The sequence below is a fragment of the Corallococcus sp. AS-1-6 genome, from assembly GCF_020037015.1.
GTDB lineage: Bacteria > Myxococcota > Myxococcia > Myxococcales > Myxococcaceae > Corallococcus.
Map to the genome: position 1 here is coordinate 20,539 of NZ_JAIQDE010000013.1, position 25,666 is coordinate 46,204.

Sequence of the window (25,666 nt, forward strand, 5' to 3'; positions counted from 1 at the left end):
GCTCACCCGATCGGGAAGGTGATCTGCGCGCCGGAGGCCGGCTCGTTGGTGTGGAAGTAGTTCAGGCGCAGGTGGAGCGTGTCCTCCGTCTGCGCGACCGTCGCGTCAGCGATGACGACGCGCGGCTCCCATTGCAGCAGCGCGTGCCGGGCCTGGGTGCGGATGAGCTCCGCCAGCGCCTGGTCGTTCGGGCTCTGCGTCAGCGCGTGGAGCTGGCTGCCGAACTCCCGCAGCATGGGCCGCTCGCCGCGCCGCGTGCCGATGATGAGCATCACGTTCTGGCGGATCTTCTGGTCGCCCTGCGCCCAGGAGACGCCGCCTGTCTGGGAGTCGATGCGGAAGGGAAAGCCGAAACCACGGATGTCATCAAGCATGGTGGGACCTCACTGAAGCTTGCCGGTGTTGCTCTGCGTTCCCGTGCCAATCACGACGTTGGACGTGTTGCGCACCGTGACCTGCACCGAGACGACGTCCGCGGCGCGGACGTACTCGTCGAAGGCGGAGGCCAGTCCGTCCGCGACCTGGTCGCTGGACCAGGACTCATCCCTGGCCCGTTTGAAGGTGTCCTTGAGCTTCGTGGCGAGCGTCGTCTTGTTGAGGGCCATGGTGGAGGGGCACTCCTCAGTCGATGGGACAGGGCGGCAGGTCTGGCAACGAGGGCAGGGCGGGGAGTGCGGGGAGGGAGGGCAGCCCGGGCAGCGCGGGCAGTGGCGCGGAGAGGGTGGGCAGCGGCGGCGGCGCGGGCAGTGGCGGAAGCTGCGGGAGCGAAGGCAGCGACGGGATGGCGGGAATGGCCGGCAGTCCCGGCAGCGCGGGCAGCGGCGCGGAGAGGGCGGGCAGCGGCGGCGCCGCGGGCAGTGGCGGGGGCCGCGGGAGCGAAGGCAGCGACGGGATGGCGGGAATGGCCGGCAGTCCCGGCAGCGCGGGCAGCGGAACCGACAGCGGCGGCGGCGCTGGGAAGTCGCAGAGGCTCATTCACTTCACCACCACCGAGCTGGTCAGCCCCATTCCGGGCGCGAGCGGTCCGGGCAGCGGCACGGGAGGGCCGCTGGGGCCCACTGCGGTCGCGTGGGTGTGGGCGATGAAGAGGTTCCACATCTGGGCGAACGTCTGGCCCAGGATGGTGGGCTCCGCGGCGTTGGCGCCCAACGCCACCGTCGTCCCCTGGAGGATGATGTTGGTGGCCATGAGGTGCGCGGTGTCACCCTTCAGCTCCACCATGGCGCCGTCCTTGCCCACCATCACCGCGCCGTCGTTGCTGAAGGTGAGCAGGTTGCCGTGCTCCTCCATGAAGGTGGCCTTGCCCTCCTTGGCGTCCAGGAACAGGTGCGAGCCGTTCTTGTTGGACACGAGCACGCCGCCGTCCTTGTCCAGCGCGACGAAGGACGCGTCCTTGTGCTTGATGACGATCTTCTCCTCCCCGTCCGCGTCCCAGAACTCGACGGTGTGTCCCGAGGGCGTGTGGATGACGCGCGTGTCGGGCGGGGACTGCTGGGCGGGCGCGACCACCGTGTCCGGCGGGTACCAGGTGCCCACCCACAGCGGATAGCGGGTGTCGCCGGCCTCGAACTCCACCCACACCTTCGCGCCCACGGGAGGCACGAAGAAGTGCCCTGACGTGAAGCAGGGCCGCGCCCAGACGGACGCGCTGTCCTGGAAGATGGAGGGCACGCGCACGCGCACACGCCCCTGCTTCAGGGGGTCGTCGTTGTCGGTCACCTCGCCGGCGTACTTGCCGTAGAACTTGCCCGCGTGGCGTCGGAGGTCGTCGTTGAGGATCATGGCTCAGCGGGTGGCGACGAAGCGGGTGCGGTAGGTGCCGGAGAACGGCTCTCTGGCGCTCGAGGTGCGGGTGAAGACGTGGTTGACGCGGGCGACGTACCAGTCGCCCTCGGCCCAGGCGGAGATGCCCTCCAGGGTGAGGCGCCCCTTGGCGCGGAAGCGGACGGTGCCGCGCGCGGTGCCCTCGCCCACGAGGCCGAGCACGCGCGTCGGGTCCCTGCGCACCAGCCGCTCGGCCAGCGCCGGGTCCGAGGGGAGCCCGGGGAGGAAGAGCTGGGGCACCTGGTCCGTGGGCGAACGGGTCGCGCGCCCCGCCGCCTCGATGCCGGCGTCGTAGGCCATCGCATCCGAGTCGCTGACCTCCGACAGGCGGGAGCGCACGTCGGCGCTGGCGGAGGGCGGCGCCACCGGGTCGGGAGGCGTCGCGTGGGTGCTCACCGCCTGGCCGGTGGAGGGGTCCACGGTGCTGGTCGTGTAGGCGGGGGCCGCGCCGGACGCGATGCGCTGGTAGCGGAAGTCCAGCAGCTCGGTGAAGCCGGGGCACTGGTGCAGCTTTCCCATCGGCTCGCCGTTCAGCAGGGTGCGCGTGGGCACGAAGTAGAACTTCGAGGCGCCCTCGTTGTACTCGACGAAGGCGCGGCAGTCGTGCTCCATGGCGAGCTGCTGGAGGAAGTCCCAGTCGTTGATGCCGGAGCGGCGCGGCAGCTCGTTGTCCTCGGTGTATTCGGGGTCGGGGTCGGGCTTGATGTTGTCCGGGCTGACGACGAAGCCGTAGTCCTGGGCGCTGACGATGGTGCGGATGATCTCGCTCAGCTTGCCGCGATAGGGAGGATCCTCGCTGGGCCGCTCGTGGCGCCGCAGCCGCACGCTGAAGTCCAGCGCGGTGAGGGTCACCCGGCGGCGGCCACCGGTCACTTCGGGGACGGCGCGGGTGACGACGCCCTCGAAGATGACGGCGTGGTCGTCAGACCACCCGAGGTCCACCTTGAGGGTCTGGCCCACGTCGACGATGTGCCCGGCGATCTCGCGGGGGTCGTCCACGACGATGCGGACGCGGTCGATGAGGCGGTCGTGGTCCTCGACGTTGACGGATTGGACCATTCCGCCAATCTCCCCGCCTTGCCACAGCACGCTGATGAAGGGCGTTGGATCCGCCACGTCACACCTTCCTCGTCCGCTGCATCCGGCCGACGTCGGCCGAGGAGGGGATGGTCACCTTCGAGCCGGGGAAGAGGTCGAGCGGGAACTTGAGCGGGTTGGCGTCCGCGATGCGCCACCAGCTATCGCTGGTGCCGAAGTAGCGCCAGGCCAGGTACTCGATGCTCTCCAGCCCCGACATCAGGTGCTGGGACTCACCCGAAGGCGCGGGAGGAGGTGCCGGGCGGATCGCGATGGCCTCGTGCTCCTCGCCGGAGGCGTCGAGCACCCGGTTCACGGGCTGGTTGAAGTAGCGGGAGCGGCTGGTGACGGGCATGGTCGGTGCTCCGCGGTCACACGAAGAGGTTGACGATGGGGGTCACCGCGGCGAAGTCGGTGCCGATGCCCGGCCGCACGTAGCTGCGCCCGACGTCGAAGGCCCGCTTGAAGTAGTCAACGACGGGGCCGGCGGAGAACGTCTGCTCCTTGAGCGAGACGGTGACGTCGGCGCGGCTCGGCTTCCCGTCGTCGAAGAACTCCACCATCTTGATGTTGAGGTCGGTCATCACGCAGGTGACCGACAGCCCCCCGTAGATGAGCGAGCACTCCGGCGGGCGCTTCCAGCACGAGGGACTGCCGGCGAGCGCCTTGCCCACGTCGATGATGTCCCACGAGGGGTTCATGAACGAGCGGAGCAGCGCCAGATCCGGCTCGAGGCTTCCCCGCTCCGGATGGGAGAGGTCGGCGTAGTGCTGGCTCCCATCCAGGGGCCCCGGCATGGTCGCGTTGAGCTTGAAGTCCAGCGCGAACGTCCGTTGCTCTCCCTCCACCGGCTCCAGGGGCTTGGTGTTGGCCAGGAGCGCGCCAATCTCCTTCACGTCCTTGTTGAGCCCCCCGAGACTGGAGAAGAACCCGGTCGCGGCGGCGAACTGATCAGCGCCCCACTGCCCGAAGCCGTTGGCCTCCTGGTACTTGTAGGTCTTCTTCTCCTGCAACATCTCCGGGTTGAACTGGAAGCGGAAGATGAGGGGCGGGAAGTTGATCAGGCTGGCGAGGTATCCGGTCGAGCGCTCTGGCATGGAGTCCTCCTAGGTGACCTGGGTGACGAGCGGGCCGAGCGCGGGGTTCCAGCCTCGCTCCTCCAACTCGTGGAACAGCTCGGTGAGCGAGGCGACGGAGAGCTCCGGCGTCTCGATGGAGACGGAGGAGACGCTGCTGGTCGCGCCCGTCGTGGGGGCGGCGCCCGTGGCGGGCGGGGCGATCTGGATGGTGATGGCGTCGATCTCGATGGTCGCTCGGGGGCGGTCGCCGACGGCGCCCGCGGTCACCGCGCCCGGCAGGGAGCTGGTGGCCGCGGTGCCGGACGTGGGCCCGTGGCGGAAGTGCTCGGTGATGGTGCCCAGCAGCGTGTCGAGGCCGCCGGTGCCCAGCCAGCTCTCATAGGCCCGGGCAATGGCCTCGAAGCCGGTGGCGGGCTCGCGCCGGGAGGCCTCCACCGCGGGCGTCAGCGCGGCGGCGAAGTCCCGGGAGCGGTCGCGGACGGTGCGGTAGTGGTCGCCGAGCCGGTCGGCGGCCCGGGCCTCCCGGGCGGCGGCTGCGTCCAGCGAGCCGCTGAGCCCGGACAGCGCGCCGCTCGCGGAGCCGAGGATGTCGGTCATCTCGGAGGTGATGGTGCCCGCGGCCGTCCTCACGCTGTCGCTGAAGACCGTCGCGGCGGGCGCGATGATGGTCGCCAGGTCGGGGAACGCCGGGAGGGGCGCGCCCGGGCCTCCGGGTAACGAGGGGGGCGCGATGGGAGGCGCGGTGATGGCGGGACCGGTGAAGGGCTTGCCGAACTTCAGCTCCCACAACGGAGGGATGATCGAGGGGAGCAGTTGCACCACGTGCACGATGAACCGGAACACCAGCGAGTCACCCAGCTTGGTGAGCACCACGAAGGCGCTCTCCACCAGCCAGCGCAGGAGTGCATCGATGGTGCGTTGCAGGCCGTTGGCGATGAAGCGGATGGCCGTCACCGCGACGTCCAGGAGCGCGCCCACCATGGTGAAGATGGAGCCGAGGATGCGCCCCACGGCGGTGGCGAGGATGCCGAGGACGTTGGCCGCCAGTCGGGCCGCCGCGGACACGGTGTCGAAGAGCGTGGTGAGCACCACCCCGCGCAGCAGCAGCACGTTGCGCAGGATGAACTGGAGCATGTCCATGAAGGCCAGCTTCACGTCGTCCAGGCGGGTGATGACGAACGCCAGCGCCCCGATGACGAGCGGCACGAGCAGCACGAGCCCGTCCACCACGTGCGAGATGCCGGTGAGGATGGCGGAGGCGGCGGTGAGCATCGCCAGCCAGCGCTCGCCACCCGGGGTGGAGGGCATGGGCGAGGTGCGCGCCGCCGCGTCGGGGCCGGTGGACGCGGCCTGGAAGAGCGCGGTGAAGGTGGTCACCACCCGCTCGACCTGCGCCAGCGTGGCCAGGAGGTTCATCCCTTCGCCGGGGGTGGGGGTGGGCGTGGCGGGGGACGTGGCCGCCGGGGTCGCCGCGGCACCCGTGCCGATCCCCAGCACCGCGAGGATGTGCTCGATGCGATCCGCGAGCCGGTTGAGCTGGCCGATGATGAAGGGAATCGTGACGCCGCTGATCGTCCCGCCCACGATGCCGCCGAGGAACCCTCCGAAGAAGCGGCCGATGCCTCCCAGCAGCCCCTCGAGGAACCCGCCAATCCCGCTGCCCGGAGCGAGGTCGTTGATGTTCACCACGTAGACCTTGAGGGCGCCGGAGACCATGGGCGGCTCGCCGAAGCGAGGCCCGGCGGCGAGCGCGGTGGCGAAGGTGAAGCCGCCATAGCGGGCCGTGCTGCGCTCGATGTCCTCCACCGCGCGCCGGGTGAACCGGAGCTGGGTGAGGAGCAGGCCGAGCTGCGTGACGATCTCTTCTTCCATGCGTCGCTCCCTCCTTCCTCGCTCAGTGCGCGGCCGCCGCCAGTCCGGCGAGCCGCTCCCTTCCCGTGACGTAGGACTGCTCGATGGCTGTCTTCAGTTGGGTGGCCACCTCGTTCGCCAGGTCCGCTCCGGGCGGGCGCGCGGGCGCGGTCACCGTGATGCCCGGCACCCGGACGCGCCCCAGCGCGGCCCGGCGCACCAGCTTGTGGGGTGAGGTCGCGGTGAGGGGCTCCGTCAGCTCGTTGCCCTCGGCGGACTGCTCGCGCCAGAAGCGGTCCATCTCCTCGACGTAGAGAGGAATCGCGGCCCCGACGACATGGAAGCCGCCGCGCGTGAGCCAGCCCTGGAAGGCCGCGGCGACGGGGTCTTCACGGCGCTCGCGGACGCGAGACTCCAGCTCGCCAATCTGGTCGCCGAGCGCGATGTCCGCCAGCGAGGTCGCCCCCGTGGCGATCCGGCGCCAGCGGGCCGGGGACCCCATCGTCGCCGCGCTCGCGGTGGAGCGCTCGAACGTGGTGGAGAGGTCGGTGAGCAGCGCCACGCCGCCTCCGAGGATGCCCCTCACGCCTTCCTCCAGGGAGCTCCTCGCGCCGGTGAGCGCGGCCCGGAGGTCCGGGGCCCCTGGGCCGAAGAACGCGTCGAACACGTTGGGGAAGCTGGTGGGCAGCGTGAAGGGGACAGCGGTCTCCGCGGGCAGGTCCTGGGCCCCGGCGAAGAGCCGCCACACCAGCCGGCGGGCCGCGCCGACCCGGAACCGCGCCGCGTCCACCCCTCGCGTCGCCTTGGGGCCGAGCCACCAGCCCAGGGGGCCGCCGAGATACCGGAAGGCCCGGGTCGCCAATCCCGCGCCGCGCAGCGCCAGCTCCGCCGTGCCGATCTGCAGGGTCAGCCAGAGGCGGAAGGCGTTGCGGGCGGCGCTCGCCCCGAGCCCGATGGCGTCGCGGACCGTGAAGGTCGGAAGCGCTCCGAGTCCCCCGAGCGCCAGGCCGAGCGGGCCCAGCACCACCGCGGCGATGTAGGGCGCCAGGTCGGTATCCAGGACGCCTTCGATCGCGGCGGAGATCCCGTTGACGACTCCGATCCAGTAGTTGAGGAAGGCCTGGAGACCGCTCAGGAACGTGGTGACGTGGGAGATGAGGTCCGCGCCGTAGGCCGCCGCGACCTGGACGTAGAAGCGCCAGTGCAGCTCCACGACCGACCACACCCCGACGACCATGCGCAGGGACGACACGATGAGCTCGGGCAGCTCGCGCGAGAAGACGTCGAAGATCTGCCGGCGGAGCCCGAAGATGCGGGTCTCGACGCCCTGGAACGTCTGGAGGAGCAGGTTCCGGAGGAAGACATTCCCGGCGCGCGCGAGCTGCCCCACCCACGTGGGGAGGACGGGCAGGATGAGGATGCCCCCGAGGATCCACCGGGAGCCCTGGTCCAGCAGCTCCGGCAGGCTGGCGGCGGGACCCTCGGGAGTGGCCGCGGCGGCGCTGGACGCTGGTCCCAGGAGGTTCCTCGCTTCGCCCAGGTCGCCCGCGAGGGCGAGCAGTCCCCCGGTGCTGCGGGTGACGGTGTGGAACAGGAGCCCCACCTGTCCGAACAGGTCGGACCCGGTCCGGGCGCTCACGTCGAACATGCCGGGGCGGGCGGGGATGGACCTGTCCATGGATGTGGCGATGAGGTCCACCACGTTGACGAGGCGCTCGATGAGCCCGGGCAGGAGCCCTTCCTCGGTGACCGCCTGCCCCACACGACCGAGCCCCGACGCGAACGCCTGGCCGGAGGCGGCCAGCGTTGCTCCCACGCCGCGCTCGGGCGGGCGGTGCAAGGCGCCGCGCTGGACCTCGTCGACGTGGACGGTGAGCGCCCCGTTGTAGAAGCCGATGATGGGGTAGCCACGGCTGCTCAGCTCCAGCGCCTCCGCCCCCTTCACCCGCGCCTCCAGCCAGCGCTCGAGCCGCTCCAGGCCGCGGGTGATGTCCAGCGTCTGCATCCGGAGCGGTGTCCGGAAGAGGGCGGCGATGAGGTCCCAGGAGATCGGCATCGGCGCGTTCCTCTACGGCGTGACAGGCGCCTGGTACTGCTGGCGCTGGAGGGCTTCGACCAACCGGTCGCGGAAGACGCCGACGTGCGGCTCATCGCTCCCGGCGGAGCGGATCTCGATTCGACGGACCACGACGTGCAGCCGTCGTGACTCGGGCACATCCAGGGTGGGAAACGCGGTGGGGGTGGGGGCCGACGGTTGGCGGTAGAGCTCCGCGTCGAGCGTGTGGAAGAGGTCCAGGAGGTCCGGCAGGTAGGCCCGGATGGCGGGAGGCAGCACCCGCCCGATGACGGAGGACAGCGCCTGGCGGAGTGGAAGCTCCTCGGTGCGGATCCGGGCGAGGACCTCGGTCACGGGGGCGCCCAGGTCGCGCGCCAGCGCCCTGCGCGCGCGGGCGAACTCGCTGGACGGCGTGGCCGCGCGGTCGAAGTCCGCCCGCGCCCGGTCCGAGAGGCGGAACATGTCGATCAGCGAGGGGGACACCCGCTCCGAGGCGGAGGTGAAGCCGGCCATGTCCAGCGACAGGCTCGGCCGGCCGATCAGCGCCTGGAGGGCGGTGAGGTCCGGCAGCGCCGGCGCCGTGGGCGTGGGAGGCGGGGGCCCGAAGAGGGAGGTGATGCCCGAGGTGATCCAGCCCGGCACGGAAGTTCCGGAGGAAGCCGGAGGCGTGCCCGTGGAAGGGGACGCGAACAGCGTTCCGATCTCCGCGAACTGGGTCTTCAGCGTCTCCATCATGGAGATCACCGGATGGGCTCGCAGTCGGCGGGTGACCACGCTCCGCGCCGTCTCCCAGAAGGTCCGCACCGCGCCCATCACCTGCATCCCGATTCCAGGCAGGGTGGCGGCCACTTCCTCGAGCAGGGTCTTGATACGATCCGTGACCTCGTGGAGCAGGGGACCGATGCCTTGGAGGATCGCCATCAGGTGTCCCAGGGGCGCGGCCCTGCTCCTGGAGAAGGCGTTCTCCAGGACCTGGGGAATCTCCTCGAAGATGGAGCGCACCGCCGTCATCACCGCGCCCGTCAGGGGGATGAGTGCCGCGGCCTGCCTCGCCAGCGGGAGGATGAGCGGCCCGACGCGCGCGATCACCAGCGAGACCAGCGCCAGGGCGAACGGGATGAGCCGCGCGAACGAGTCGAAGACCTCCAGGAATTGTCTCAGCAGGGGATTGCGGATCCGCTCTCTCGGGCCGAGCAGCAGATCGATGAACCGGTTCACCTGCTCGATGAGCCGGGCCAAGGCGCCCATCAGGTCGTGGATGGCGCGGACGGGCTGTTCGTTGCGCGCCCCCAGGAGCACCCCCAGGCCGAGTCCTCCCGGCGCCAGGAGCACTCCGACGGCGGCGGCGATGCCAGGAATGATCGACCAGCCGAAGATGAAGAGCAGGACTCGCACCCAGGTGGGGATGAGTCGCCTCGCCAGCACGGTGAGGGAGACGACTCCGGCGGGCGAGAGCAGCGAGCCCGCCAGGTTTCCCACCAGCCCCAGGAGGGGCTCCGTGAGGTTCAGCCCCCGGTCATCCGGCCGGGTGGCGGAGAGCACCGCCTGGTAGCGGCGCCGCAGGGAGTCGATGTTCGCGATGGAGACGCGCAGCGCGAGCCCCGACGTGGGCAGGCCCGTGCCGAACCAGTGCACGAGGAACGCGCTGCGTGCGCGGGCGATGAGCGTCTCCTCCAGCGCCACGAGCCGGTTGAACGGATCGAGTCGCGTCAGCCCCCGGCGCGCGCGGTCGAGGGCCAGCGTGGAGAACGACAGCGTCCGCCCCGAGTCCTCGACGAGCGGACCCAGGACTTCGTGGAGGAGGAGCGACATCGGCATCTAACGCGCCCTCCTTGAAGCCTCGAGTTGTGCGTTCTCGCGCTCGATCTGATCGATGAGCAATTGAACGAATGCCCGGCGCTCGTCGGACTCGAGGTTCATGATCTCCGCCCAGGACCAATGGAGGTGGTACGCAAGAAAGAAGACCTCCTGTCGGAGCGCTTCCTGGGCTAGGCCAGTGCTAAAAAATTCGTCATGTCCAGGGTCGCCCGGAAGCTGCCGCCGCAGCTTCCGCAGACGACTTCACGCACCAGGTCCACGCCCGGAGCGCCCTGGTTCAGCGCGCGGTCGATCAACCTCCGGTCCGTCATGGTCAGGTCGGCGAGGATCTTCGGTCCGAGCGCCTCCAGCCGGTGGCGGGGCAGGTCGCCCAGCGACTTCATGCACCGCGCCAGGAGCGCGTTCTTCCCCAGCGACGCGTTCTGCCGCATCTGGGGTGCCACCGCCGTCTCGTCGTCTCCGCGCGGCAGCCGCAGCGTGAGCGCGGTGTGGACCTGGCCGTCCTTGTCCACGTAGCCATCCACCAGGTCGACGACGATCTCGTCGGGGGACTCGCCCTCCTCGAGCTGCTTCACCGGAAGGGTGTCCAGGTCCTCCGTCACCTGCACCGATTCGCCGCAGGAGCCGCAGGTATACGTCGCCTGGAGCTCCGGCCCGAAGGTGAGGGTGCGCAGCTTCAGCAGGAGGAAGTTCCGGTCCGCCGAGTACATCCGTTCGACGGTGGCGCTGCCGTTCTTGGGCAGTTCGCCCACGCGGACGATGCAACTGGAGATGAGCTCGCTGACGAGCTTGCCTCCGTTCCGGTGGTTGCGCCGGTCGGCGAGGATGGCCTCCTCCTTGCCGGTCATCTTGCGGATCACGACGGTCTTGTGGACCCGGCCCTCGTCGTCCGTCAGACCGATGGGCATGGTGAACTCGGCCTCGCGGCCGGAATGCGGAAGGTTGGCGCTCATGTCGGGCTCCCTGGCTAGTCAGCGCGCTCGAGCCCCTCGTGCTCGAGGACGATGGTCTGCTTCATGAGGTTGGTGGTGCCGGCCTCGAGGTCGGTGAACTTCGACGACTTCACCCAGGCGTTGAAGAAGGCGAACGTCATCACGGTCTCGCCGTTGTGCCGCTTCTCGATCATCCCGTTCTTGCGGACGGTGGAGCCCCCCTGGGTGCGGGAGTTGAGCTTGAACGTCTGCCTGAACCAGTCCATGAAGCGCTTGTCCTCGGGACTGCCGTCGACGTAGCGCTCGATCGTGAGGGACTCGAACTTCACCTTCGCGGCGGCGATCTTGTAGACGTGGTTGGAGCCACCATCCGGCTGCTCGATGGTCTCCAGCTCGCCCTCGGACAGGCCGGAGATCTTGCTGACGCCGGGACTCTCCGTCCCGTCGATCTTCAGCACGAACTCGTTGGCCCGGTAGCTCTCCCAGATGTCTCCGACTTTCGGCATGGCTTGCTCCTCTGGCGGAAGGGAACGGGCGGGCTCACGCCTCGGCCGCGGTGGCTCCGCTCGGCTGCTGGCCGACCTTGACGACGATCGTCTCGGCGGGCTTGGACGGATAGAAGTAGACCTCGACGTTCAGGTTGCCCTGGTCCACCTCGCTCGGAGGGTTGTTGGTGGCGTCGCAGATGACCGTGAAGACCTGCTGCGGCGTCCCGGTACCGAAGGCGCCCTGGCGCCACAGGCTCATCAGGAAGGGCGTCACGGTGCCGATGCGGATGGCGTTCCAGAGTCCGTCGCGGTTGGGCTCCTGGCGCACCCAGCGCAGGCCCTGCTTGAGGCTGCTCTTCACGTAGTTGAACAACAGCCGCACGTTCACGTAGAGCCAGCGCGTATCGGTGGAGAGCGTGCGCGAGGCGTCCACCACGATGCCGGCGCGGGGCACGGCGCGGATGCCGTTGATGCTGCCGTTCTTCACCAGGTCGGTGTTCTCGGCGTCGCTCAGCCGGTACTCGACGTCCAGCGCGCCGGAGAGGTTGGCCTCGTCGCCAGCGGGCGCCTTCCAGATGCCGCGAGCGGTCTCGGTGCGCGCGAAGACGCCCATGACGTGGCCGACGGGCGGAATCTTCTTCAGCGGGCTGGCGCCCGTGCCAATGGGGTCCTGCACGATGATCCACGGCCCGTAGAGCGCGCCGTAGACCTTCTTGCCCTGGAAGGCCTGGCCGTAGCTGAGGGCGCTGGAGAGGTCCGCCTGGATGGTGGCCTCCGGGACGGCGCCCACGTACATGCAGTCGCCGCGGTTGGCGCAGTAGGCGAGGCCAGCGGCCAGGATGGCGGCGTCCGTGCGCTCGGTCGTCACCAGTTGCACGTCGAAGGAGTCGAAGGCGTAGAGGCCGGTCTTCTTCGTCGCGCCGCCGATGAAGTCCTGGGTCGTGGGCGTCCCGTCGCGCCCCGGGTTGAGGCGCACGAAGCCACTGGTGACCGGAAGGTCCGCGCCCACCGTGGCCGGGCTGCCCGCGTCGGTGGCGACGAGGTAGCGCGAGCCGCGCAGTGGATCATTGAGCACCTTCTCCACGTGGTTGGGGACGTCCGTCTCCATGGAGAGGCCGGTCCAGGTCTCCACCAGGTGGTCGGCGTCTCCGCCCCCCCGCGCGATGCCCAGGTCGAACTCCACCTTGGAGACGCGCAGCAGGACGGCGTCGTAGGTCGCGATGCCGGCGATGGCCGGGGCCCAGGTGACGGCGCCGGTGAGCTCGTTGACGGACATCAGCTTCACCAGCGCGGTGTTCGTCCCGTCCGAGACGCGCAGGGCGTCGCCCACCACGAGGGAGGAGACCTCCGCCAGGGTGGTGCCGGTGGTCGTCCGGGCCGCCGCCGTGCCCGTCACGGGGCTGGCCATGGCCGCGAAGCCCAGCGTCGGGTTGGCGGTGGTGACCTGGAGACGGGTGAAGGACTTCTGGATGCGCGCCACCTGGCCCGTGGAGGTGAGGACGAGCTGGTTGCCGCTGAGGGAGGCCACCAGCTTGGACGTGCGGCGGTTGATGGCGTCGCGGAGCTCCGTCAGCGTGGCCGCGGCAGGATTGGCGAAGTCGGAGGCCTGGAAGGTGATCTGCGTGGGGCTGGCCTCGCCGTCGACGTTCACCGACAGGGCAGGGAACGTCCCCATGTTCACCGGTGGGGTGAGCGCGCTGCCCGAGGTGGTGGCGGGCGCCGTCTCGCGGACGGACGTCTGGGCCGAGGAGCGCGGGGTGACGCGCACGTACAGGTCGTCTCCCCAGCTTCCCGGATCCTCCTCACCGCGGAAGCCACCCTCCAGGGTGAGGGTGTCATTGGAGGCGGCGTCGTCCAGGGTGAGGGCGGCGGGCGCCGTCCCCGTGGAGGCGTCCGAGGCAATGACCCGGTTCACGTAGGCGGTCTGCCCGCCGTTGTCGAAGAAGCCCTTGATCAGGTACGCGCCGTACCCTCCGGGGAAGTAGCCGCCGAAGCGCTGCTCGAAGTCGGGGTAGCTGGTGATGCGGATGGCGCGGTTCGGAACGCCCCGGCGGGTGATGATGTTGAACGCCGCCACCGAGGTGGCGGCGCCCACGATGGCGGGCGTCGCGGAGCCATCCACCTCAACGATGTTGAGACCGATGTTGTAGGCCATGGTTCGTCGTCCTCACTCCGTCCTGGTTCGTTTCGACCTGCTACGGGGCCTGGGAAGTGCGTCGTCGTCGGATGCGTCCGGGGGCGCCCTGGCCGCGTTCGGGGCAGGCTTCACGCGCACGGCGCGCTGACGCTCCAGCTCGAGCAACTGGGGCGAGTCCCGCACCGCCGCCGCCAGGGACCGCGTCCCGCGGGGCTCGAGGAAGGCCACCGAGCCATCCGACAGGTGGAGCTCGGTCGGCTGGTCGCGCAGGCTGACGACGACAAACTCCGCTGGGGCTCGGGTCATGGTTCAGGCCACCTTCGGGTCCACGGCGACGAGGACGTTGCTCACGCCGCGCGTGCCGGTGGCCGGCAGCGAGTCGTTCCGGGCGAGGACGCGGTACACGAGGCCGACGCGCTCGCCGCGGCTCCCACCGATGAGCTCGGTGGCCGGCAGCGTCCGCATCTCCAATGGGATGGGCGCGCCGTTGACGAGGAGGTCGCCGCGAGGCGGCAGGCGTTGCAGGGCGAAGTCGAGCAGCCGCGCCTCGTCCGCCCGCGAGCTGGCGAAGGCCTCCACCTGATACCAGAGGTCATACGCGAAGCCCGCGGGCCGGGTGCGGAAGCCGGTCGAGGAGAAGTCGGAGCGCACCGTCGTCGACGGTGTCCGCGCGTCGGAGGGCTCGACGCCGAGTGGGGTGACGCGCAGGTAGGGCTTCGCTGGGGGCGCCACGTCTGGGGAGTGCACCTCCGCGGGGACGGGTGAGCCCTCCACCACCAGCACGTTGTGGAGGCGCTCCAGGAGCGCGGCCTCCACGTCGGACACCATCTCGTCGCGGACCGCGAGGACGTCATCGAGGCAGCAGGTGAACGGCCCCTCCGCGACGCACCGGAGCTGGAGCGTCACCACGGCGGAGCGCGTCGCGGGCGCCAGGTCGTCCAGGGACAGCCGGTGCAACTCCCACGTCGAGGCCTGGGCGACGGGCAGGAAGCGGTTCCAGGTGTTGGAGGCGGCGTCCGCTGGGAGCGCCACGCTGCCGAGCCGGAGTTCCAGGAAGAAGGGCTGCGCCGGCGCGCCTGTCGCCACGCGGCTCGCGTTCAACCACAGCCGCAGCTCGCGGTACGGCGTGAGGTCCACCGGGGCACCGAGGGTCCTTCGCAGCAGATGCCCCGCGGCGGTGGCGCTGGCGGTGATCCGCCCGCTGTGGCCGTCCGTGCCCGGGCGCACCTGCGTCGTTTCGTCGGCGATCGACAGCTCCGTCGAGGGCGTCACGCCGTCGGGCGCGAGCGCGCTCCAGGCGGCGGCGGTGTCCATGGGCTCGACGAGAAGGTGCGCCATCGACGTCGGATTAGAGACGTCGTGAGCGCGAGCTACCAGCGCGGCGGGGATCCATCCGGGGATCCAAACCCCGGGGCTGGAGTCTCGCGCTGAGCCCGAGGTGGAGACCCTGGATTCATCACGGATTGAATCCGGGTTGAATCCCCCGCGGGCGGATCAGCGGAAGTAGGCGGCGGCCTCGGCGCGGCTGGTGACTCGCAGCTTGGTGAGGAGCCGGTGGACGTGGTTCTTCACCGTCGCCACCTCGATGCGCAGCCGCAGGGCGATCTCCTTGTTGGCCAATCCCTCGGCGAGAAGGGTTCCAATCTCCCGCTCGCGCTCACTGAAGGGAATGGACTCGGAGCTCTCCGGCTGGCGCCGTGACAGCCGGCCCAGGCGCTCGAAGAGGACCGCCGCCATCTTCGGCGAGCAGAGCAGCTCGCCCCTGGCGGTGGATTGGACCGCGGAGACCAACTGCGCTGGCGAGGCATCCCGAGTCACGAAGCCGTTGACGCCCGCCTCCGCGCAGGCCGTCAGCTCCTCCGCGTGCTCGGTGATGGCGAAGGCCATCAGCTTCACCTCTGGCGCGGCGGCACGCAGCCCCCGCAACAGCCCCACGGCGTCGTGCGTCGACATGTCGACCACCACCACGGAGGGCTGGTGGCGTCGCGTCAGCTCGACCGCCGACTCCAGCGAGGAGGCCTCGCCCACGAGCTGCATCGATTGTTCGAGCTGTAGCCAGCGCGTCAGCGCGTCACGGTAGAGCGCGACATCCGTCACGACAGCCACCCGGAGCGGATGATCTGGGACGTCGCCTTCCTCCGGTACGAACCAACGCACATCCGGTGGACTTCGCGTCACTGTTCCCCCCCAAGGACTGACTCCCCGGAGCGACCAGCACTCCTCTGGCCGTGAAGTCTACGCACCCGTCTGACTCCGTAAATAAAGCGGCGGGTGTGTTTTCTGGCGTGGTTCAGTCTGTGTTCACAGAAGAGACCTACGGTGGAAACGGACGATAGGCGGAAGCGGGGCCCCGGTTGAGGGGGCGGCAGGTCCATGAGTCCCTGCGCCGGGTCCAACCCATCAGGTCGTGACGCCTTGCGCGGGGCGCTCTCCAGCTTCCCTGTCCCGGCCCGAAGTCCCGGGCAGTGGCGCGCTGCCACCATCCCGCGTACCCCGCCAGCCCATGGGCCCGTGCGAGTGCCCGGCGCACCTTCCGTTGCGACACAGGGGAGGTCCGCATGGCGAGGCAAGGAGTCACTCGGAAGGTCCGGCGGGGAGAGGGCAGCCTGCCGCGCACCGCCGCGAAGCGTGTTCGGGGGCGTCAGACGGAGACGGCCCTCCTGGAGGAGTCACCTGTCGCGGAGGCCTCAGCGCGAGGCCCCGGTGTCACGGCGCCGGCCGTGGACATCCGGAACCTGCCTGCCTGCATCCGCGAGGTGGCGCTGGCGGCGCAGGACACGGACCCGGGCCCTCCAGAGCCCACCGACTATCACCAACTGCGCGGCCGGCTCGAGGCGGCGCGGGCCACGCTGCCTCCGCTCTACCGCGACGCGGTCCTCGTGCCCTACCTGAAGACGTTGGACGAGCTCGGGCCCCAGGGGTTCGCCGACACGCTGGTGCGTGACCCTCGGCGTGTGTCCGGGGCCGGGCTCCTGATGGACGCGGCACACGCCATCCTCCAGAACGGGGAGGGGTACCAGCGCATCGCCACGGATGCGTTCGAGGAGGTGGTCAGCGACCTGTACGACGGCTTCCTCGGCGCGGAGGATCGCCGGGGCGTTCATCCCCCGGACCAGGGCACCCTCGCGCCGCTGGTGAAGTGGGGGAACCCGGACTCCGGGCCGTACACGTGGCCGGTGGACGCGACCTTCTCCGTCCTGGGGCTGGAGTGCGGCATCGTCAACCTCCCGCCCTCGCAGGGCCGCGCGGGCCTGCTCGCGTGGGCCGCGCTCGGACACGAGGTCGGTGGGCACGACATCCTCCACGCCGACACCGGGCTCGCGCAGGAGCTGTCCACCGCGGTCTACGACCGCCTCCAGAAGCAGGGCCTCTCCGCCCTGGCGGGCTACTGGGCCCGGCGCATCGACGAGGCGGCCTCGGACGTGCTCGGCATCCTCAACATGGGGCCTGCCGCGGGCATCGGGATCATCGGGTACTTCCGGGGGCTGGACACCGCGTTCGGCGGGACCGGGCGCCTGAGCAACGTGGGGGGCTCGTCGGATCTACACCCCGCCGACATTGTCCGGGGCTACCTCGCCGGGAGCGCCGTGAAGCGTCTGCGCTTCAGCCAGGCGGAGGCCTGGGCCCAGGTCATCTTCGACGAGGTGGACAAGGACCTGGACCCCGCGGAGCTCCGGCTGGGCAGCCAGCGCGTGACGCCCGAGCAGGCGCGCCTGTCGGCGGACCTGGTCGCGGACGCCATCATGACCCATCGCGCGAAGGCGCTCGAAGGGCAGTCGCTCGCGTGGATCCAGAACTGGCGGAACCACGACGAGCAGCGGGTGCAGCAACTGAGGCGCCGGCTCGCGACGGGCGTGGGCAACCTCACGGAGGAACTCTCGACCGGAATCTACGCCGCGCACGTCGTCGCGGCCGGAGTCGTCGCCGGCCTGAGCGAGCAGGCCGACGTGCGCAAGATCTTCGACCGGATGGTCCGCATGCTCAAACAGATGCACGACCGGAACCCCGCCTGGGGGCCGCTGTACGTCCGGCACCGGGGCGACGTCGTGCCGCACTTCATCTATCCCTTCCCAGCCCGGAGGACATGAGTCGGTCCCCTCCGCCCCCAGGGTGAAAGAGCCTGGCAATCCAGTAGGGGTTGCCAGGCTTCTTCTTCGGGCTCCAGTGGCCATGGCCTATCGCCCGGACGGCCGTGGACCCGCCGCTTGAAGTGAGTCCCCCCGAACCGCTTGGCGGTGACCGAGGAACTGCTCGCCCAGGCGACCCACCACGAGGAGGTGCTCCTGGGGTTCGCCGTGGTCCGCAAGGCGGTCGGGCGCTCGTTCGACGAGTCACTGCTGGACCGCTTCCGGGAGGCGGTGGTGGCGTTCATCCAGGAGAACATCTCCGGGATGCAGCGGGACACCCTGCGCTATGCCATTGAACGGCTGGAGCCGGAGCAACGGAAGGCGCTGCTGGCGCTGGAGTACAAGACACCCTGACCTTCGCTCCGGGACGGGCAGACCGGCCAGGTGCTGGCAGACGGCGTCACCGCCGGCTCGACGGGCAACACCCAGACGCTGATGAAGCAGCCCCAGGCGCGGGGCGCGCCGCTCGCGGATGAGGCCTCCGCGAAGTTCACGGCCACCCTGGACATCGCCGAGCCGCGGCGGAAGACCAGCACCTTCGAGGCGGAGCTCTCCGTGCAGCAGCAGGGCGCATACGAAGTCACGGTGACCGCGTACGACCCCGTCACCGGCAACACCGGCGTGGACTCCACCACGTTCATCGTCGAAGGGTGACGCGCCCGGGAGCGCCGGGACCGCCACGGCGGACGGTCATTCCCTCCCTCTGTTCGGCTGAGCCGTAGGACGGCTCAGCCGGAGTGATTTCCCATCAGGCAATCAGTGACGGCTCTTGGTGAACACCAGGGCCGGAGAGTCCTTCACGGTGGCCTCGTGCGTGACGCGCGCGCCCAGCATGAAGTGGGGGAATCCTGGGGCGGTGGTCGCTCCAGCGGCGAACGCCGTGAGGAAGCGGTTGGCGCCGTAAGCCACGGCCGGGAGGAACTCGGCTGGCTGATCTCCGCTGGAGATGGTGAAGCCGAAGGGGTCCCAGACGTCGCCGTCCTCGCCCCACCGCGCCCCCCGGATGCGGTGCGCTCCGCTGCTCATGTCGTCCCAGACGACCAGGGACTTGGAGTTGTGGTGCGCGAGCCGGGGCGTCGTCTGGCGGCCCGGCGCGGTGGAGATGGGCAGGCCGTTCGGGTCGTCCACCGTTCCATTCCGCCGCACGCGCGCGCCGTAGATGTCCGTTCCGCCTGAGCGGCCGTCAGCCCAGACGACCTGGAAGCGGCGTCCGGTCCACACCACGTCCGGAGTCTCCTGGGCGCCCGCGGCATTCGAGATGGCGAAGCCCTTCCCATCCAGGACGACACCGGCTTCCGTCACCCGGTTGCCGTAGATGTCTGGCGTGGCCTCGCCGCCGCGCTCGTCAGTCCAGACGACCAGGAACTCCTTGTCGGTGTTGTCCCAGGAGACCGCGGGCTGCCTCGCGTAGTTGTAGCCGGGGCTCACGGTACGTTGGTTTCCTGTCGGAAGGACGGTGCCGTCCTTCGTCACCCGCTCGAAGTAGATGACGGTCTCGGCGTCACCTTCAATCGTGGTGGCCACGAGGCACAACGCCTCGGAGCAGGCGATGGCCACCTTGCCGAGGGCCTCACCCGTGTAGAGGACGGTGAACACCGGCCCGTCGACCGTGCCGTCCGGTGTCACGCGCACGCCGAATACGCCATCCGTCGCCGTTTGCCAGACGACGAAGAAGTGGGTGCCATTGAAGGCGATGGCCACCTCCTGCACATCGAGGTCACTGGGGTTCAGGCGCACGCCCCCCGGCTTGAGCATGGTGCCGTCCTGCGCCACGGGCGAGCCATAGAGTTCACCCGCCCGGCTGTCGCTCCAGACGACGAAATACCGCGTGTTGCCATAGGCCACCGCCGGGCCGCCATATGCCGTGGGGGCTGCCTTCAGCGGCTGCGAGGCGGCCATGGGAGCTACCTCCTCCTCGGCACGCGCCTCATCTGCTGGCGCCTGACCGCACGCCGCCATCATGGCTACACACGACACCACACCCAACAAGCCCTTCGCTTCCATGCGTGTCCCCTCCGCTGACCGACGGCCCAAGGTCGTGTTCCACGTGGGGGCCGACCATCCGGACGCATGGATGAGGGGATGTCCGGTGCACGCATGTCATGGGCCTCCCGGTCGGAGCGCGGTTCGGCTCGGGCCGGGTCGCCAGCGAGCCGCCGACCCGGCCCCTGACACCCCGCGCTATGCCATTGAAAGGCTGGAGCCGGAGCAACGGAAGGCGCTGCTGGCGCTGGAGTACAAGACACCCTGACCTTCGCTCCGGGACGGGCAGACCGGCCAGGTGCTGGCAGACGGCGTCACCGCCGGCTCGACGGGCAACACCCAGACGCTGATGAAGCAGCCCCAGGCGCGGGGCGCGCCGCTCGCGGATGAGGCCTCCGCGAAGTTCACGGCCACCCTGGACATCGCCGAGCCGCGGCGGAAGACCAGCACCTTCGAGGCGGAGCTCTCCGTGCAGCAGCAGGGCGCATACGAAGTCACGGTGACCGCGTACGACCCCGTCACCGGCACCACCGGCGTGGACTCCACCACGTTCATCGTCGAGGGGTGACGCGCCCGGACCGGGGCGACTTCACCTACAGGCGACGCCCGAAGACGTAGTGGTTGTCGTTCACGTGGAAGATGTCGATGGTGACGCCCGAGGGCATCACGTCCGTGCCGAAGTATTGCCTCCAGAGCTCCTGGAAGTTGTAGGTGTCCACCCGGTGGCCGTTGCGGTTCTGGATGCCGGTGTCCGAGGCGTCGACGTAATGCATCCGCAGGTTCACCCGGTTGGAGAGCACGAGGCCGCGGAAGTCGAGGTCCCCGGCCCACTGCCTCCTGCGGCGCTGGCCGGCCTCATAGGCCTCGGCGAGCGCGTTCAGCCTCGCGCGCAGGACCCCATCCCTGTTGATGGCGGCGATGACAAAGGACTCCGCCAGCGCCACGAACTGCGGATACCTCGGGTCGGTGTCTCTGAACACGAAATCGGGCCCCAGCGCCCGCCGCAGCCGGACCTCCGCCCAGGCGTCCAGCCGGAGCTGATCCATGCTCTCGCTGGCGAGCGCGAGCGTCTGCAGCGTCTCTCCGCTGGGCGCCATGTCCCGGAACATCCCCGGTGAGATACCCACGCCGCGCTGGATGAGCCGCGCGGTCATCTCGGCGGCGTTCTCACGCAGGGTCATCGCCTCGGCGGTCCGCTCACCGCCGAAGGGCGTGGGGCCGGGGACGCGAGCGTTCCGCCGCAACCCGTCCGCGAAGGCGTAATACATGCAGTCGCCGCCTCCCGGGTTCTCGGTCAGCGCGTAGTTCCGATGCACGTCCGCGTTGTAGAGCTTCGCCGCGGCCAGGTACCGGACCTGGGCCTCCGCCTTCTTGGACCACGCGCCGACCTTCGATGAGGTGCCCTTGTCCTTGTCCTTGCTGGGCGGCTGGGACGGGCGCGGCCTTCGGCCCCTGCCCGACGAAATGGACGAACCCGGCCCCTTGCTCTTGGACCGCCCGAACAGCGGGCGGTCCAGCGCGATCACCAGCGGGTCGAGCAGGCCGAGCATGTGATACATCGAACGCACGCGGCCAATCTTGGTCTCGACGACATCGCTGTAGGCGCGGTCATCCAGGTTGTTGTTCTTCACCAGGCTCAGGCCGAAGCCGGCGAGCGTCCCGGAGAGCGTCCTGCGCGTGGAGACGGCGACCGGGTTGGTGTCATCGAAGGCGTCGAACTCCGCCTCCGAGGGCAGCGCGCGCGACGGTTCGGCGAGGGTGTGGATGGTGAGCTGCGTCAGCCATTGGCCAGACTGCTTGCTGGCGTCCACCTGGCCGGGGTTGCGGCTCAGGCTGCGGAAGCCGAGCTCGACGGAGGCGCACCAGGCGCAGGTCTCCTTCGGGCGGTTGCGGAACGGGCCGGTGTCCTGGAGCCCCTCGTAGGGGAAGCACACCACCACGTCCGTCCCTTCGCAGAAGAAGGAAGAGGCGGTCATGAGCGCCGCCGGCTCCGCGCAGTTGAGCGAGTGCCAGCCGCAGATCCACAGGTCGACGCCGACCGCGCGGTCCTTCAGCGTGGGCACCGGGTGCCCTTCGATGATCAGCGACTCGTGGGCCTTGTTCTCCCGGAACGAGACGTAGCTGAGCAGGGCCTGCCGGGCGGGCTTGCGCAGCCGGAGCAACTCCCGGGCCCGGTAGCCCACCGCCGCGAGGTTCGTGCGGCGGATCATCTCATCGTAGTTGACCCAGAGGCCCAACTGGACGGCCTCCTTGGCGAGCTCCTCATTGAGCTTCTTCAAGGCGGTGTCCTTGCGCGCCACCACGTCATTCCGGTCGGCGTCGAGCCGGGCGTACTCCGACAGCAGTGACCGCTCGTCCTCGTCCTTGGGCTGTCGGGGCTTCTTCCCCATGAGCCCGAGCTTCGAGAGCTCCGCGGCCTTCTTCTTGACCTTCTCTCGCGCGGTCTCGACTTCCTTCTCCAGCTCGGGCAGCTCGGCCTTGCCGACGTCCACCGCCGGATCCGGCTCCCAGGTGGGCAGGGCGAGGTGCCGGCAGTACTTGCTGAAGTAGCGCTCATTGGGCGCCTCCTGGACGACACCGGAGAGCCCCAGGACGGGGACGTAGACCGTCCTCCCTCCTTCTTCGTGCCGCGTCCACGACACGCACAGGCAGCCCACGGCGGACACGAAGGCCTGCAGGATGGCCTTCCAGAGGTTGTCCGCGCTCTGCTTGCCCGGCGGGACGGGCGGTGGCTTGAGCATGCGCGTGAGCGCGCTGCGGTCGTCGCCGAGCAACTGGTAGCGCTGGACGAGCTCGTCGGTGAGGGCCTTCGCGCGCCGCTCGAACAGGCCCGGCAACTGGATGTCGCGCACCCAGTCGCTGGCGGGGAAGATGGCCCCCAGCGGCGTGCCGGGCGGAGAGACGACGAAGCCGCGGCCCATCAACAGGGCCCGCATGGGCTCGTAATAGCGAAGCTTGGCCTCGTCCTTCGCGGTGTTCTTGTTCAACGCGGTGAGCGCCTTCTCAAGGACCCTGGACGTGGGGGCGCCCTTGTCCACGGTCCCGGAGCTGTGCCAGTCGAGCTGCGCGTGCAGGGAGGCGCGGCACTCCTCGACGTAGTCCAGCTCCTCGTCCAGCAGCTCGTTCACCACGCGCTCGACGTGGTCCTGGAGCTCCCCATCGAGCTTCTTGGCGCTCTTCACGCCGAGCAGCTCGCGGACCAGTCCGGGCGTCACCTGCTGCGCCTCCAGGTGCTCCTCGTAGGCAGTCAGGTTGCGCAGGGCGAGCCGGATGCTCATGCGGACCTGGAGGAAGGCCTCCAGGTCTCCAATGAAAGCCTGTCCTTCGGTCTCCCTGTAGACCTTGGTTCGCGTCTCCACGAAGAGGTCGAGGCCGTCCTCGTCGACGTGGTCCGGGAGCTGGAGCCCCGCGCCCTGAAGCCATGTCAGCGCGGAGGAGGAGGTCAGGGGCCGGACGCCGGTGTCCGCCGCGAGCAGGATGGGCATGTCCGCCAGTAGACGCGACCCGCGCGGCTCCGGCCAAGGGCCCCGGGCCCGGAACGGCCACTCTCCGGCCAGGCGTTCGCGGGCGCTTCGCACCCAGGTGGGGACCCACCCGCCGCGACAGGTAGGCGCGCGGCTGGAACCCATGGGGCCGCGCTCCGCGTGTCCGGAGCGACAGGCGTGTCCCCGGGCCCTCGCGGGCTACCCGTAGGGCGTCTCTTTGTGCCGCTGGAACGGGTACGCCAGTTGTCCCAGGTACGTCTCCGGCGGCTGGAACTGCGTGGTCCCGTACTTGGATGGCCAGTGGTCCGGCATGTGCGCGGTGCCGAAGATGACGTCGATGAACGACAGGAAGACGGCGAAGTTCTTGTCGATGCCTTCTTCATCCGACGTGTGGTGCCAGTGGTGGAACTCCGGCGTCGCGAAGATCCAGCGCAGGTACGGCCAGCGGTGGTTGACGTTGGCGTGGATGTACACCGCGTGGAAGGACACGAAGACGAGGTAGCCGTAGATGGCGGACGGGTGGAAGCCCAGGAGGAACACCGGCACGAAGCCCGCCAGGCGGTTGACCAGGGTGTCCACCAGGTGGCTGCGCGAGCTGGCCAGCCAGTCCATCTGCAGCGGCGAGTGGTGGATGGCGTGGAAGTTCCACATCCACCCGACGGTGTGGAAGGCCCGGTGCACCCAGTAGCTCACCAGGTCGATGACCAGCAGGATTTCGAAGAACTGCAGCCAGATGGGCTGCGCGGCCACGTGCGCCTGGAAGTCGAGCTTCACGGCCCAGGAGAGGAACACCTGCACGGGGATGAGCACCGCGAAGGAGATGAGCTGCACGCCCACGTGGCTGACGAAGAAGTGCTTGAGGTCGGTCTGCCAGCCGGCGCGGAAGATCTTCTGCTCGTGCAGCCCCCACAGCCGCTCCATGGGGATGAACACCAGCCCGAGCACCAGCAGGTCCAGCGCGAAGAAGTCCAGCCCCGCGCTCATCGCGCGAGGCGTGTGCGTCAGGGGCTCCGCCTCACTGCCTCCCAGCAGCAGCGCCACCATCGCCAGCAGCATGGCGATGCCGCCGTGCGCCTTGGAGCGCAGGGTCAACACGCTGAAGGTGCCCAGCAGGAAGGTGACGACGATGGACACCTGGAGGATGCCCCGGAAGACGTCCAGGTGCTCCACGTAGAAGGCCCGTCCGTCGTTGGACACGAGGACGTGGGGGAACAGGAAGCAGAACTCCGCGACCACGCAGAGCACACCCAACAACCCGCCCGTGACACCGGCGCGCTTGCCCAGGTCGATGCGCCGGGCGGGAGCAAGAAGCATTTCCAAGGAGGACCATCCAGAAGGAGTGCGGCGAGGCCTGAGCCTACACGACCCGGGGCTGGAGCCGGCTCCGCCAGGGGGACGCGCTCGCCGCTCAGGTCGCCGCGGCGGGCTCCGCCGCCACCGCCTGTACGCGGCGCTGTTCGTTGTAGACAGACAGCCGCAGGGTCAGCACGTAGGTGACGCAGCACGCGAGGACGGCGGGCGGTCCATAGGCGGAGCCGAACACCTCCAGCACCAGCGCGATGGCCGCCAGGGGCACGCCCACCACCGCCACCAGGGCGGAGGCGATGCCGACCACCACGAACACCGTGACGTCCGCCGGCCCCGTGCCCATCACCGTCGCGAGGAGCTGCGCCGTGGCCGCGCCCGAGACGCCCCCCAGCACCATGGACGGAATGAGCATGCCCGCCGAGCCGCCCGACTGAACCGTGAAGCTGGTCGTGAGCAGCTTTCCGCCCACGATGAGCAGCAGGTACCACCACAGCGACAGGGTCCCCGACGTGCCCGTGAGCAGTTGCGCGATGGTGTACTCGCCCATGCCCAGCACGTGCCGGAAGTCCATGCCCACGCCGTAGAAGAGGCCCCCGGCCACCAGCACCGTGCACAGCGCGCCCGTGGCGCCGCGCAGCAGGGGGCTGGCTCGCTCCACCACCTTGCGCGTGTGCTTCATCGACAGGCCGAACAGCAGCGCGATGGGCGCGGACACCGCCACGGCCACCAGCGCGGTGAGCCCGTACTCCCCCAGCGTGTACGTGTGCGCGTGCGGCGGCGCCACGAAGATGGGCTTGAAGCCGAGGAAGCGGTTGTTGAGCGCGTACGTGACGATCCCCGCCAGCAGGCAATACGCCAGCTTCCGGTACACGATGCGGTTGCCGTAGACGACCTCCAGCGCGAAGAGCGCGGCGGCGAACGGCGCGTTGAGCAGCGTCCCCACCGCCGCGGCGATGCCCGCGAGCTGGCAGGTGCGCAGCGTGTGCTCGGAGCGGGCGCGCGTCAGTCGGGCCACGCCCGCGCCCAGGGACTCGCCCACCAGCACCACCGGTCCCTCCAGCCCGCCTGACGCGCCGGTGCCCAGCGTCAGCAGCGTGGCCGCCGCCTTGCGCAAGGCCAGCCGGAGCGCGGGCCGCGAGTAGCGCGGGCGCGGGTCGTCCGCCGAGTCCTCGTAGGTGACGTGGTAGTTGTGGAGCGCGACATCCACCCCGTCCGAGGCCACGTCGCTCCAGCCGGGCCGGCGGTTGAGGACCCCTCGCAGCAGCCCGCCCAGCAGCAGCACGCCCGCGAGCACCAGCGGCGCCCACCAGACGCTCCGCCCGGAGGCGAACGCCAGCAGCGCGTCGCTGGTGGCATGGACGCCATACCGCAGCGCCGAGCACACCCCCCAGATGAGCACCGCGCTCAGCACCACCCGGCCCACCGTGCGGAGCACCGTGTCCCAGGAGTCGTGAAGGGCGCGCTGTTCTTCATCCAGGGGTTCGCGACGACCAGCCATGGA

25 protein-coding genes are annotated in these 25,666 nt (G+C 69.9%); 4 read left to right on the forward strand and 21 right to left on the reverse strand.

Features of this window, described 5'->3' with window-relative positions; all coding sequences use genetic code 11:
• Nucleotides 1–2: 2 nt before the first annotated feature.
• The 17 genes from K8612_RS19295 to K8612_RS39595 form a co-directional block, all read right to left on the reverse strand.
• Nucleotides 3–374 (reverse strand): GPW/gp25 family protein, encoded by a 372-nt coding sequence (locus K8612_RS19295; protein ID WP_223741549.1) that lies wholly within the window; start codon nt 372–374, stop codon nt 3–5.
• 9 nt (nt 375–383) lie between these two features.
• Nucleotides 384–605 carry a hypothetical protein gene (locus K8612_RS19300; RefSeq protein WP_223763348.1) on the reverse strand — a complete coding sequence of 74 codons (222 nt, stop codon included), beginning with the start codon at nt 603–605 and terminating at the stop codon, nt 384–386.
• Between the two features lie 16 nt (nt 606–621).
• Nucleotides 622–975, reverse strand: coding sequence for a hypothetical protein (locus K8612_RS19305; protein WP_223763349.1), 354 nt, complete (start codon nt 973–975; stop codon nt 622–624).
• A complete protein-coding gene (locus K8612_RS19310; protein ID WP_223741552.1) occupies nt 976–1,782 on the reverse strand; it encodes a phage baseplate assembly protein V in 807 nt (268 codons plus the stop codon).
• 3 nt (nt 1,783–1,785) lie between these two features.
• Nucleotides 1,786–2,940 carry a phage late control D family protein gene (locus K8612_RS19315; protein WP_223763350.1) on the reverse strand — a complete coding sequence of 385 codons (1,155 nt, stop codon included), beginning with the start codon at nt 2,938–2,940 and terminating at the stop codon, nt 1,786–1,788.
• A 1-nt stretch (nt 2,941) separates the two neighbouring features.
• Nucleotides 2,942–3,256, reverse strand: a complete 315-nt coding sequence (locus K8612_RS19320; protein ID WP_223763351.1) for a hypothetical protein — start codon at nt 3,254–3,256, stop codon at nt 2,942–2,944.
• 16 nt (nt 3,257–3,272) lie between these two features.
• Complete coding sequence (locus K8612_RS19325; protein WP_223741555.1) at nt 3,273–3,998, reverse strand: hypothetical protein; 726 nt, start codon at nt 3,996–3,998, stop codon at nt 3,273–3,275.
• A gap of 9 nt (nt 3,999–4,007) precedes the next feature.
• The gene (locus K8612_RS19330) at nt 4,008–5,852 is read right to left on the reverse strand and encodes a hypothetical protein (RefSeq protein ID WP_223763352.1); all 1,845 of its coding nucleotides are present in this window, start codon (nt 5,850–5,852) and stop codon (nt 4,008–4,010) included.
• Between the two features lie 22 nt (nt 5,853–5,874).
• Complete coding sequence (locus K8612_RS19335) at nt 5,875–7,887, reverse strand: hypothetical protein (RefSeq protein ID WP_223763353.1); 2,013 nt, start codon at nt 7,885–7,887, stop codon at nt 5,875–5,877.
• A 12-nt stretch (nt 7,888–7,899) separates the two neighbouring features.
• Nucleotides 7,900–9,705 (reverse strand): hypothetical protein, encoded by a 1,806-nt coding sequence (locus tag K8612_RS19340; RefSeq protein WP_223763354.1) that lies wholly within the window; start codon nt 9,703–9,705, stop codon nt 7,900–7,902.
• Complete coding sequence (locus tag K8612_RS39590; RefSeq protein WP_373692119.1) at nt 9,706–9,942, reverse strand: DUF6760 family protein; 237 nt, start codon at nt 9,940–9,942, stop codon at nt 9,706–9,708.
• Entirely contained in the window at nt 9,876–10,658 is a 783-nt protein-coding gene (locus K8612_RS39280) for a hypothetical protein (RefSeq protein WP_223741559.1), read from the reverse strand. Before K8612_RS39280 ends, K8612_RS39590 begins: the two co-directional genes overlap by 67 nt.
• Nucleotides 10,659–10,672: 14 nt before the next feature.
• Nucleotides 10,673–11,143 carry a phage tail protein gene (locus K8612_RS19350; protein ID WP_223741560.1) on the reverse strand — a complete coding sequence of 157 codons (471 nt, stop codon included), beginning with the start codon at nt 11,141–11,143 and terminating at the stop codon, nt 10,673–10,675.
• Between the two features lie 34 nt (nt 11,144–11,177).
• Nucleotides 11,178–13,280, reverse strand: a complete 2,103-nt coding sequence (locus K8612_RS19355; protein WP_223741561.1) for a phage tail sheath C-terminal domain-containing protein — start codon at nt 13,278–13,280, stop codon at nt 11,178–11,180.
• Nucleotides 13,281–13,292: 12 nt separating this feature from the next.
• Nucleotides 13,293–13,568 carry a hypothetical protein gene (locus K8612_RS19360; RefSeq protein WP_223763355.1) on the reverse strand — a complete coding sequence of 92 codons (276 nt, stop codon included), beginning with the start codon at nt 13,566–13,568 and terminating at the stop codon, nt 13,293–13,295.
• Nucleotides 13,569–13,571: 3 nt separating this feature from the next.
• Nucleotides 13,572–14,600 (reverse strand): hypothetical protein, encoded by a 1,029-nt coding sequence (locus K8612_RS19365; RefSeq protein ID WP_223763356.1) that lies wholly within the window; start codon nt 14,598–14,600, stop codon nt 13,572–13,574.
• A 156-nt stretch (nt 14,601–14,756) separates the two neighbouring features.
• Complete coding sequence (locus tag K8612_RS39595) at nt 14,757–15,359, reverse strand: LuxR C-terminal-related transcriptional regulator (RefSeq protein ID WP_370639943.1); 603 nt, start codon at nt 15,357–15,359, stop codon at nt 14,757–14,759.
• A gap of 461 nt (nt 15,360–15,820) precedes the next feature.
• Here K8612_RS39595 and K8612_RS19375 point away from each other — a divergent pair, with 461 nt between their 5' ends.
• The 3 genes from K8612_RS19375 (at nt 15,821) to K8612_RS19385 (ending at nt 18,043) form a co-directional block, all read left to right on the forward strand.
• Complete coding sequence (locus K8612_RS19375) at nt 15,821–17,350, forward strand: hypothetical protein (protein ID WP_223763357.1); 1,530 nt, start codon at nt 15,821–15,823, stop codon at nt 17,348–17,350.
• 141 nt (nt 17,351–17,491) lie between these two features.
• The gene (locus K8612_RS19380; protein WP_223763358.1) at nt 17,492–17,743 is read left to right on the forward strand and encodes a hypothetical protein; all 252 of its coding nucleotides are present in this window, start codon (nt 17,492–17,494) and stop codon (nt 17,741–17,743) included.
• A gap of 30 nt (nt 17,744–17,773) precedes the next feature.
• Nucleotides 17,774–18,043, forward strand: coding sequence for a hypothetical protein (locus K8612_RS19385; RefSeq protein WP_223763359.1), 270 nt, complete (start codon nt 17,774–17,776; stop codon nt 18,041–18,043).
• A gap of 102 nt (nt 18,044–18,145) precedes the next feature.
• On the opposite strand, the gene K8612_RS19390 is transcribed toward K8612_RS19385, so the two are convergent.
• Nucleotides 18,146–19,288 carry a hypothetical protein gene (locus K8612_RS19390; RefSeq protein ID WP_223763360.1) on the reverse strand — a complete coding sequence of 381 codons (1,143 nt, stop codon included), beginning with the start codon at nt 19,286–19,288 and terminating at the stop codon, nt 18,146–18,148.
• A gap of 382 nt (nt 19,289–19,670) precedes the next feature.
• Here K8612_RS19390 and K8612_RS19395 point away from each other — a divergent pair, with 382 nt between their 5' ends.
• A complete protein-coding gene (locus tag K8612_RS19395) occupies nt 19,671–19,940 on the forward strand; it encodes a hypothetical protein (RefSeq protein ID WP_223763361.1) in 270 nt (89 codons plus the stop codon).
• Between the two features lie 25 nt (nt 19,941–19,965).
• Here K8612_RS19395 and K8612_RS19400 read toward each other — a convergent pair whose 3' ends face one another.
• The 3 genes from K8612_RS19400 to K8612_RS19410 form a co-directional block, all read right to left on the reverse strand.
• Nucleotides 19,966–22,857, reverse strand: a complete 2,892-nt coding sequence (locus tag K8612_RS19400; RefSeq protein WP_223763362.1) for a hypothetical protein — start codon at nt 22,855–22,857, stop codon at nt 19,966–19,968.
• Nucleotides 22,858–23,055: 198 nt separating this feature from the next.
• A complete protein-coding gene (locus tag K8612_RS19405; protein ID WP_223741711.1) occupies nt 23,056–24,171 on the reverse strand; it encodes a sterol desaturase family protein in 1,116 nt (371 codons plus the stop codon).
• 94 nt (nt 24,172–24,265) lie between these two features.
• Nucleotides 24,266–25,663: a chloride channel protein gene (locus tag K8612_RS19410; RefSeq protein WP_223763363.1), complete on the reverse strand. Its 1,398-nt coding sequence runs from the start codon at nt 25,661–25,663 to the stop codon at nt 24,266–24,268.
• Nucleotides 25,664–25,666: the final 3 nt, after the last annotated feature.

Coding starts and splice junctions, on each gene's coding strand:
- K8612_RS19295 (WP_223741549.1), bottom strand. CDS start 374: ATGCTTGATGACATCCGTGGTTTCGGCTTTCCCTTCCGCATCGACTCC.
- K8612_RS19300 (WP_223763348.1), bottom strand. CDS start 605: ATGGCCCTCAACAAGACGACGCTCGCCACGAAGCTCAAGGACACCTTC.
- K8612_RS19305 (WP_223763349.1), bottom strand. CDS start 975: ATGAGCCTCTGCGACTTCCCAGCGCCGCCGCCGCTGTCGGTTCCGCTG.
- K8612_RS19310 (WP_223741552.1), bottom strand. CDS start 1,782: ATGATCCTCAACGACGACCTCCGACGCCACGCGGGCAAGTTCTACGGC.
- K8612_RS19320 (WP_223763351.1), bottom strand. CDS start 3,256: ATGCCCGTCACCAGCCGCTCCCGCTACTTCAACCAGCCCGTGAACCGG.
- K8612_RS19325 (WP_223741555.1), bottom strand. CDS start 3,998: ATGCCAGAGCGCTCGACCGGATACCTCGCCAGCCTGATCAACTTCCCG.
- K8612_RS19330 (WP_223763352.1), bottom strand. CDS start 5,852: ATGGAAGAAGAGATCGTCACGCAGCTCGGCCTGCTCCTCACCCAGCTC.
- K8612_RS19335 (WP_223763353.1), bottom strand. CDS start 7,887: ATGCCGATCTCCTGGGACCTCATCGCCGCCCTCTTCCGGACACCGCTC.
- K8612_RS19340 (WP_223763354.1), bottom strand. CDS start 9,705: ATGCCGATGTCGCTCCTCCTCCACGAAGTCCTGGGTCCGCTCGTCGAG.
- K8612_RS39280 (WP_223741559.1), bottom strand. CDS start 10,658: ATGAGCGCCAACCTTCCGCATTCCGGCCGCGAGGCCGAGTTCACCATG.
- K8612_RS19350 (WP_223741560.1), bottom strand. CDS start 11,143: ATGCCGAAAGTCGGAGACATCTGGGAGAGCTACCGGGCCAACGAGTTC.
- K8612_RS19355 (WP_223741561.1), bottom strand. CDS start 13,280: ATGGCCTACAACATCGGTCTCAACATCGTTGAGGTGGATGGCTCCGCG.
- K8612_RS19360 (WP_223763355.1), bottom strand. CDS start 13,568: ATGACCCGAGCCCCAGCGGAGTTTGTCGTCGTCAGCCTGCGCGACCAG.
- K8612_RS19365 (WP_223763356.1), bottom strand. CDS start 14,600: ATGGCGCACCTTCTCGTCGAGCCCATGGACACCGCCGCCGCCTGGAGC.
- K8612_RS19375 (WP_223763357.1), top strand. CDS start 15,821: ATGGCGAGGCAAGGAGTCACTCGGAAGGTCCGGCGGGGAGAGGGCAGC.
- K8612_RS19390 (WP_223763360.1), bottom strand. CDS start 19,288: ATGGCCGCCTCGCAGCCGCTGAAGGCAGCCCCCACGGCATATGGCGGC.
- K8612_RS19400 (WP_223763362.1), bottom strand. CDS start 22,857: ATGCCCATCCTGCTCGCGGCGGACACCGGCGTCCGGCCCCTGACCTCC.
- K8612_RS19405 (WP_223741711.1), bottom strand. CDS start 24,171: ATGCTTCTTGCTCCCGCCCGGCGCATCGACCTGGGCAAGCGCGCCGGT.
- K8612_RS19410 (WP_223763363.1), bottom strand. CDS start 25,663: ATGGCTGGTCGTCGCGAACCCCTGGATGAAGAACAGCGCGCCCTTCAC.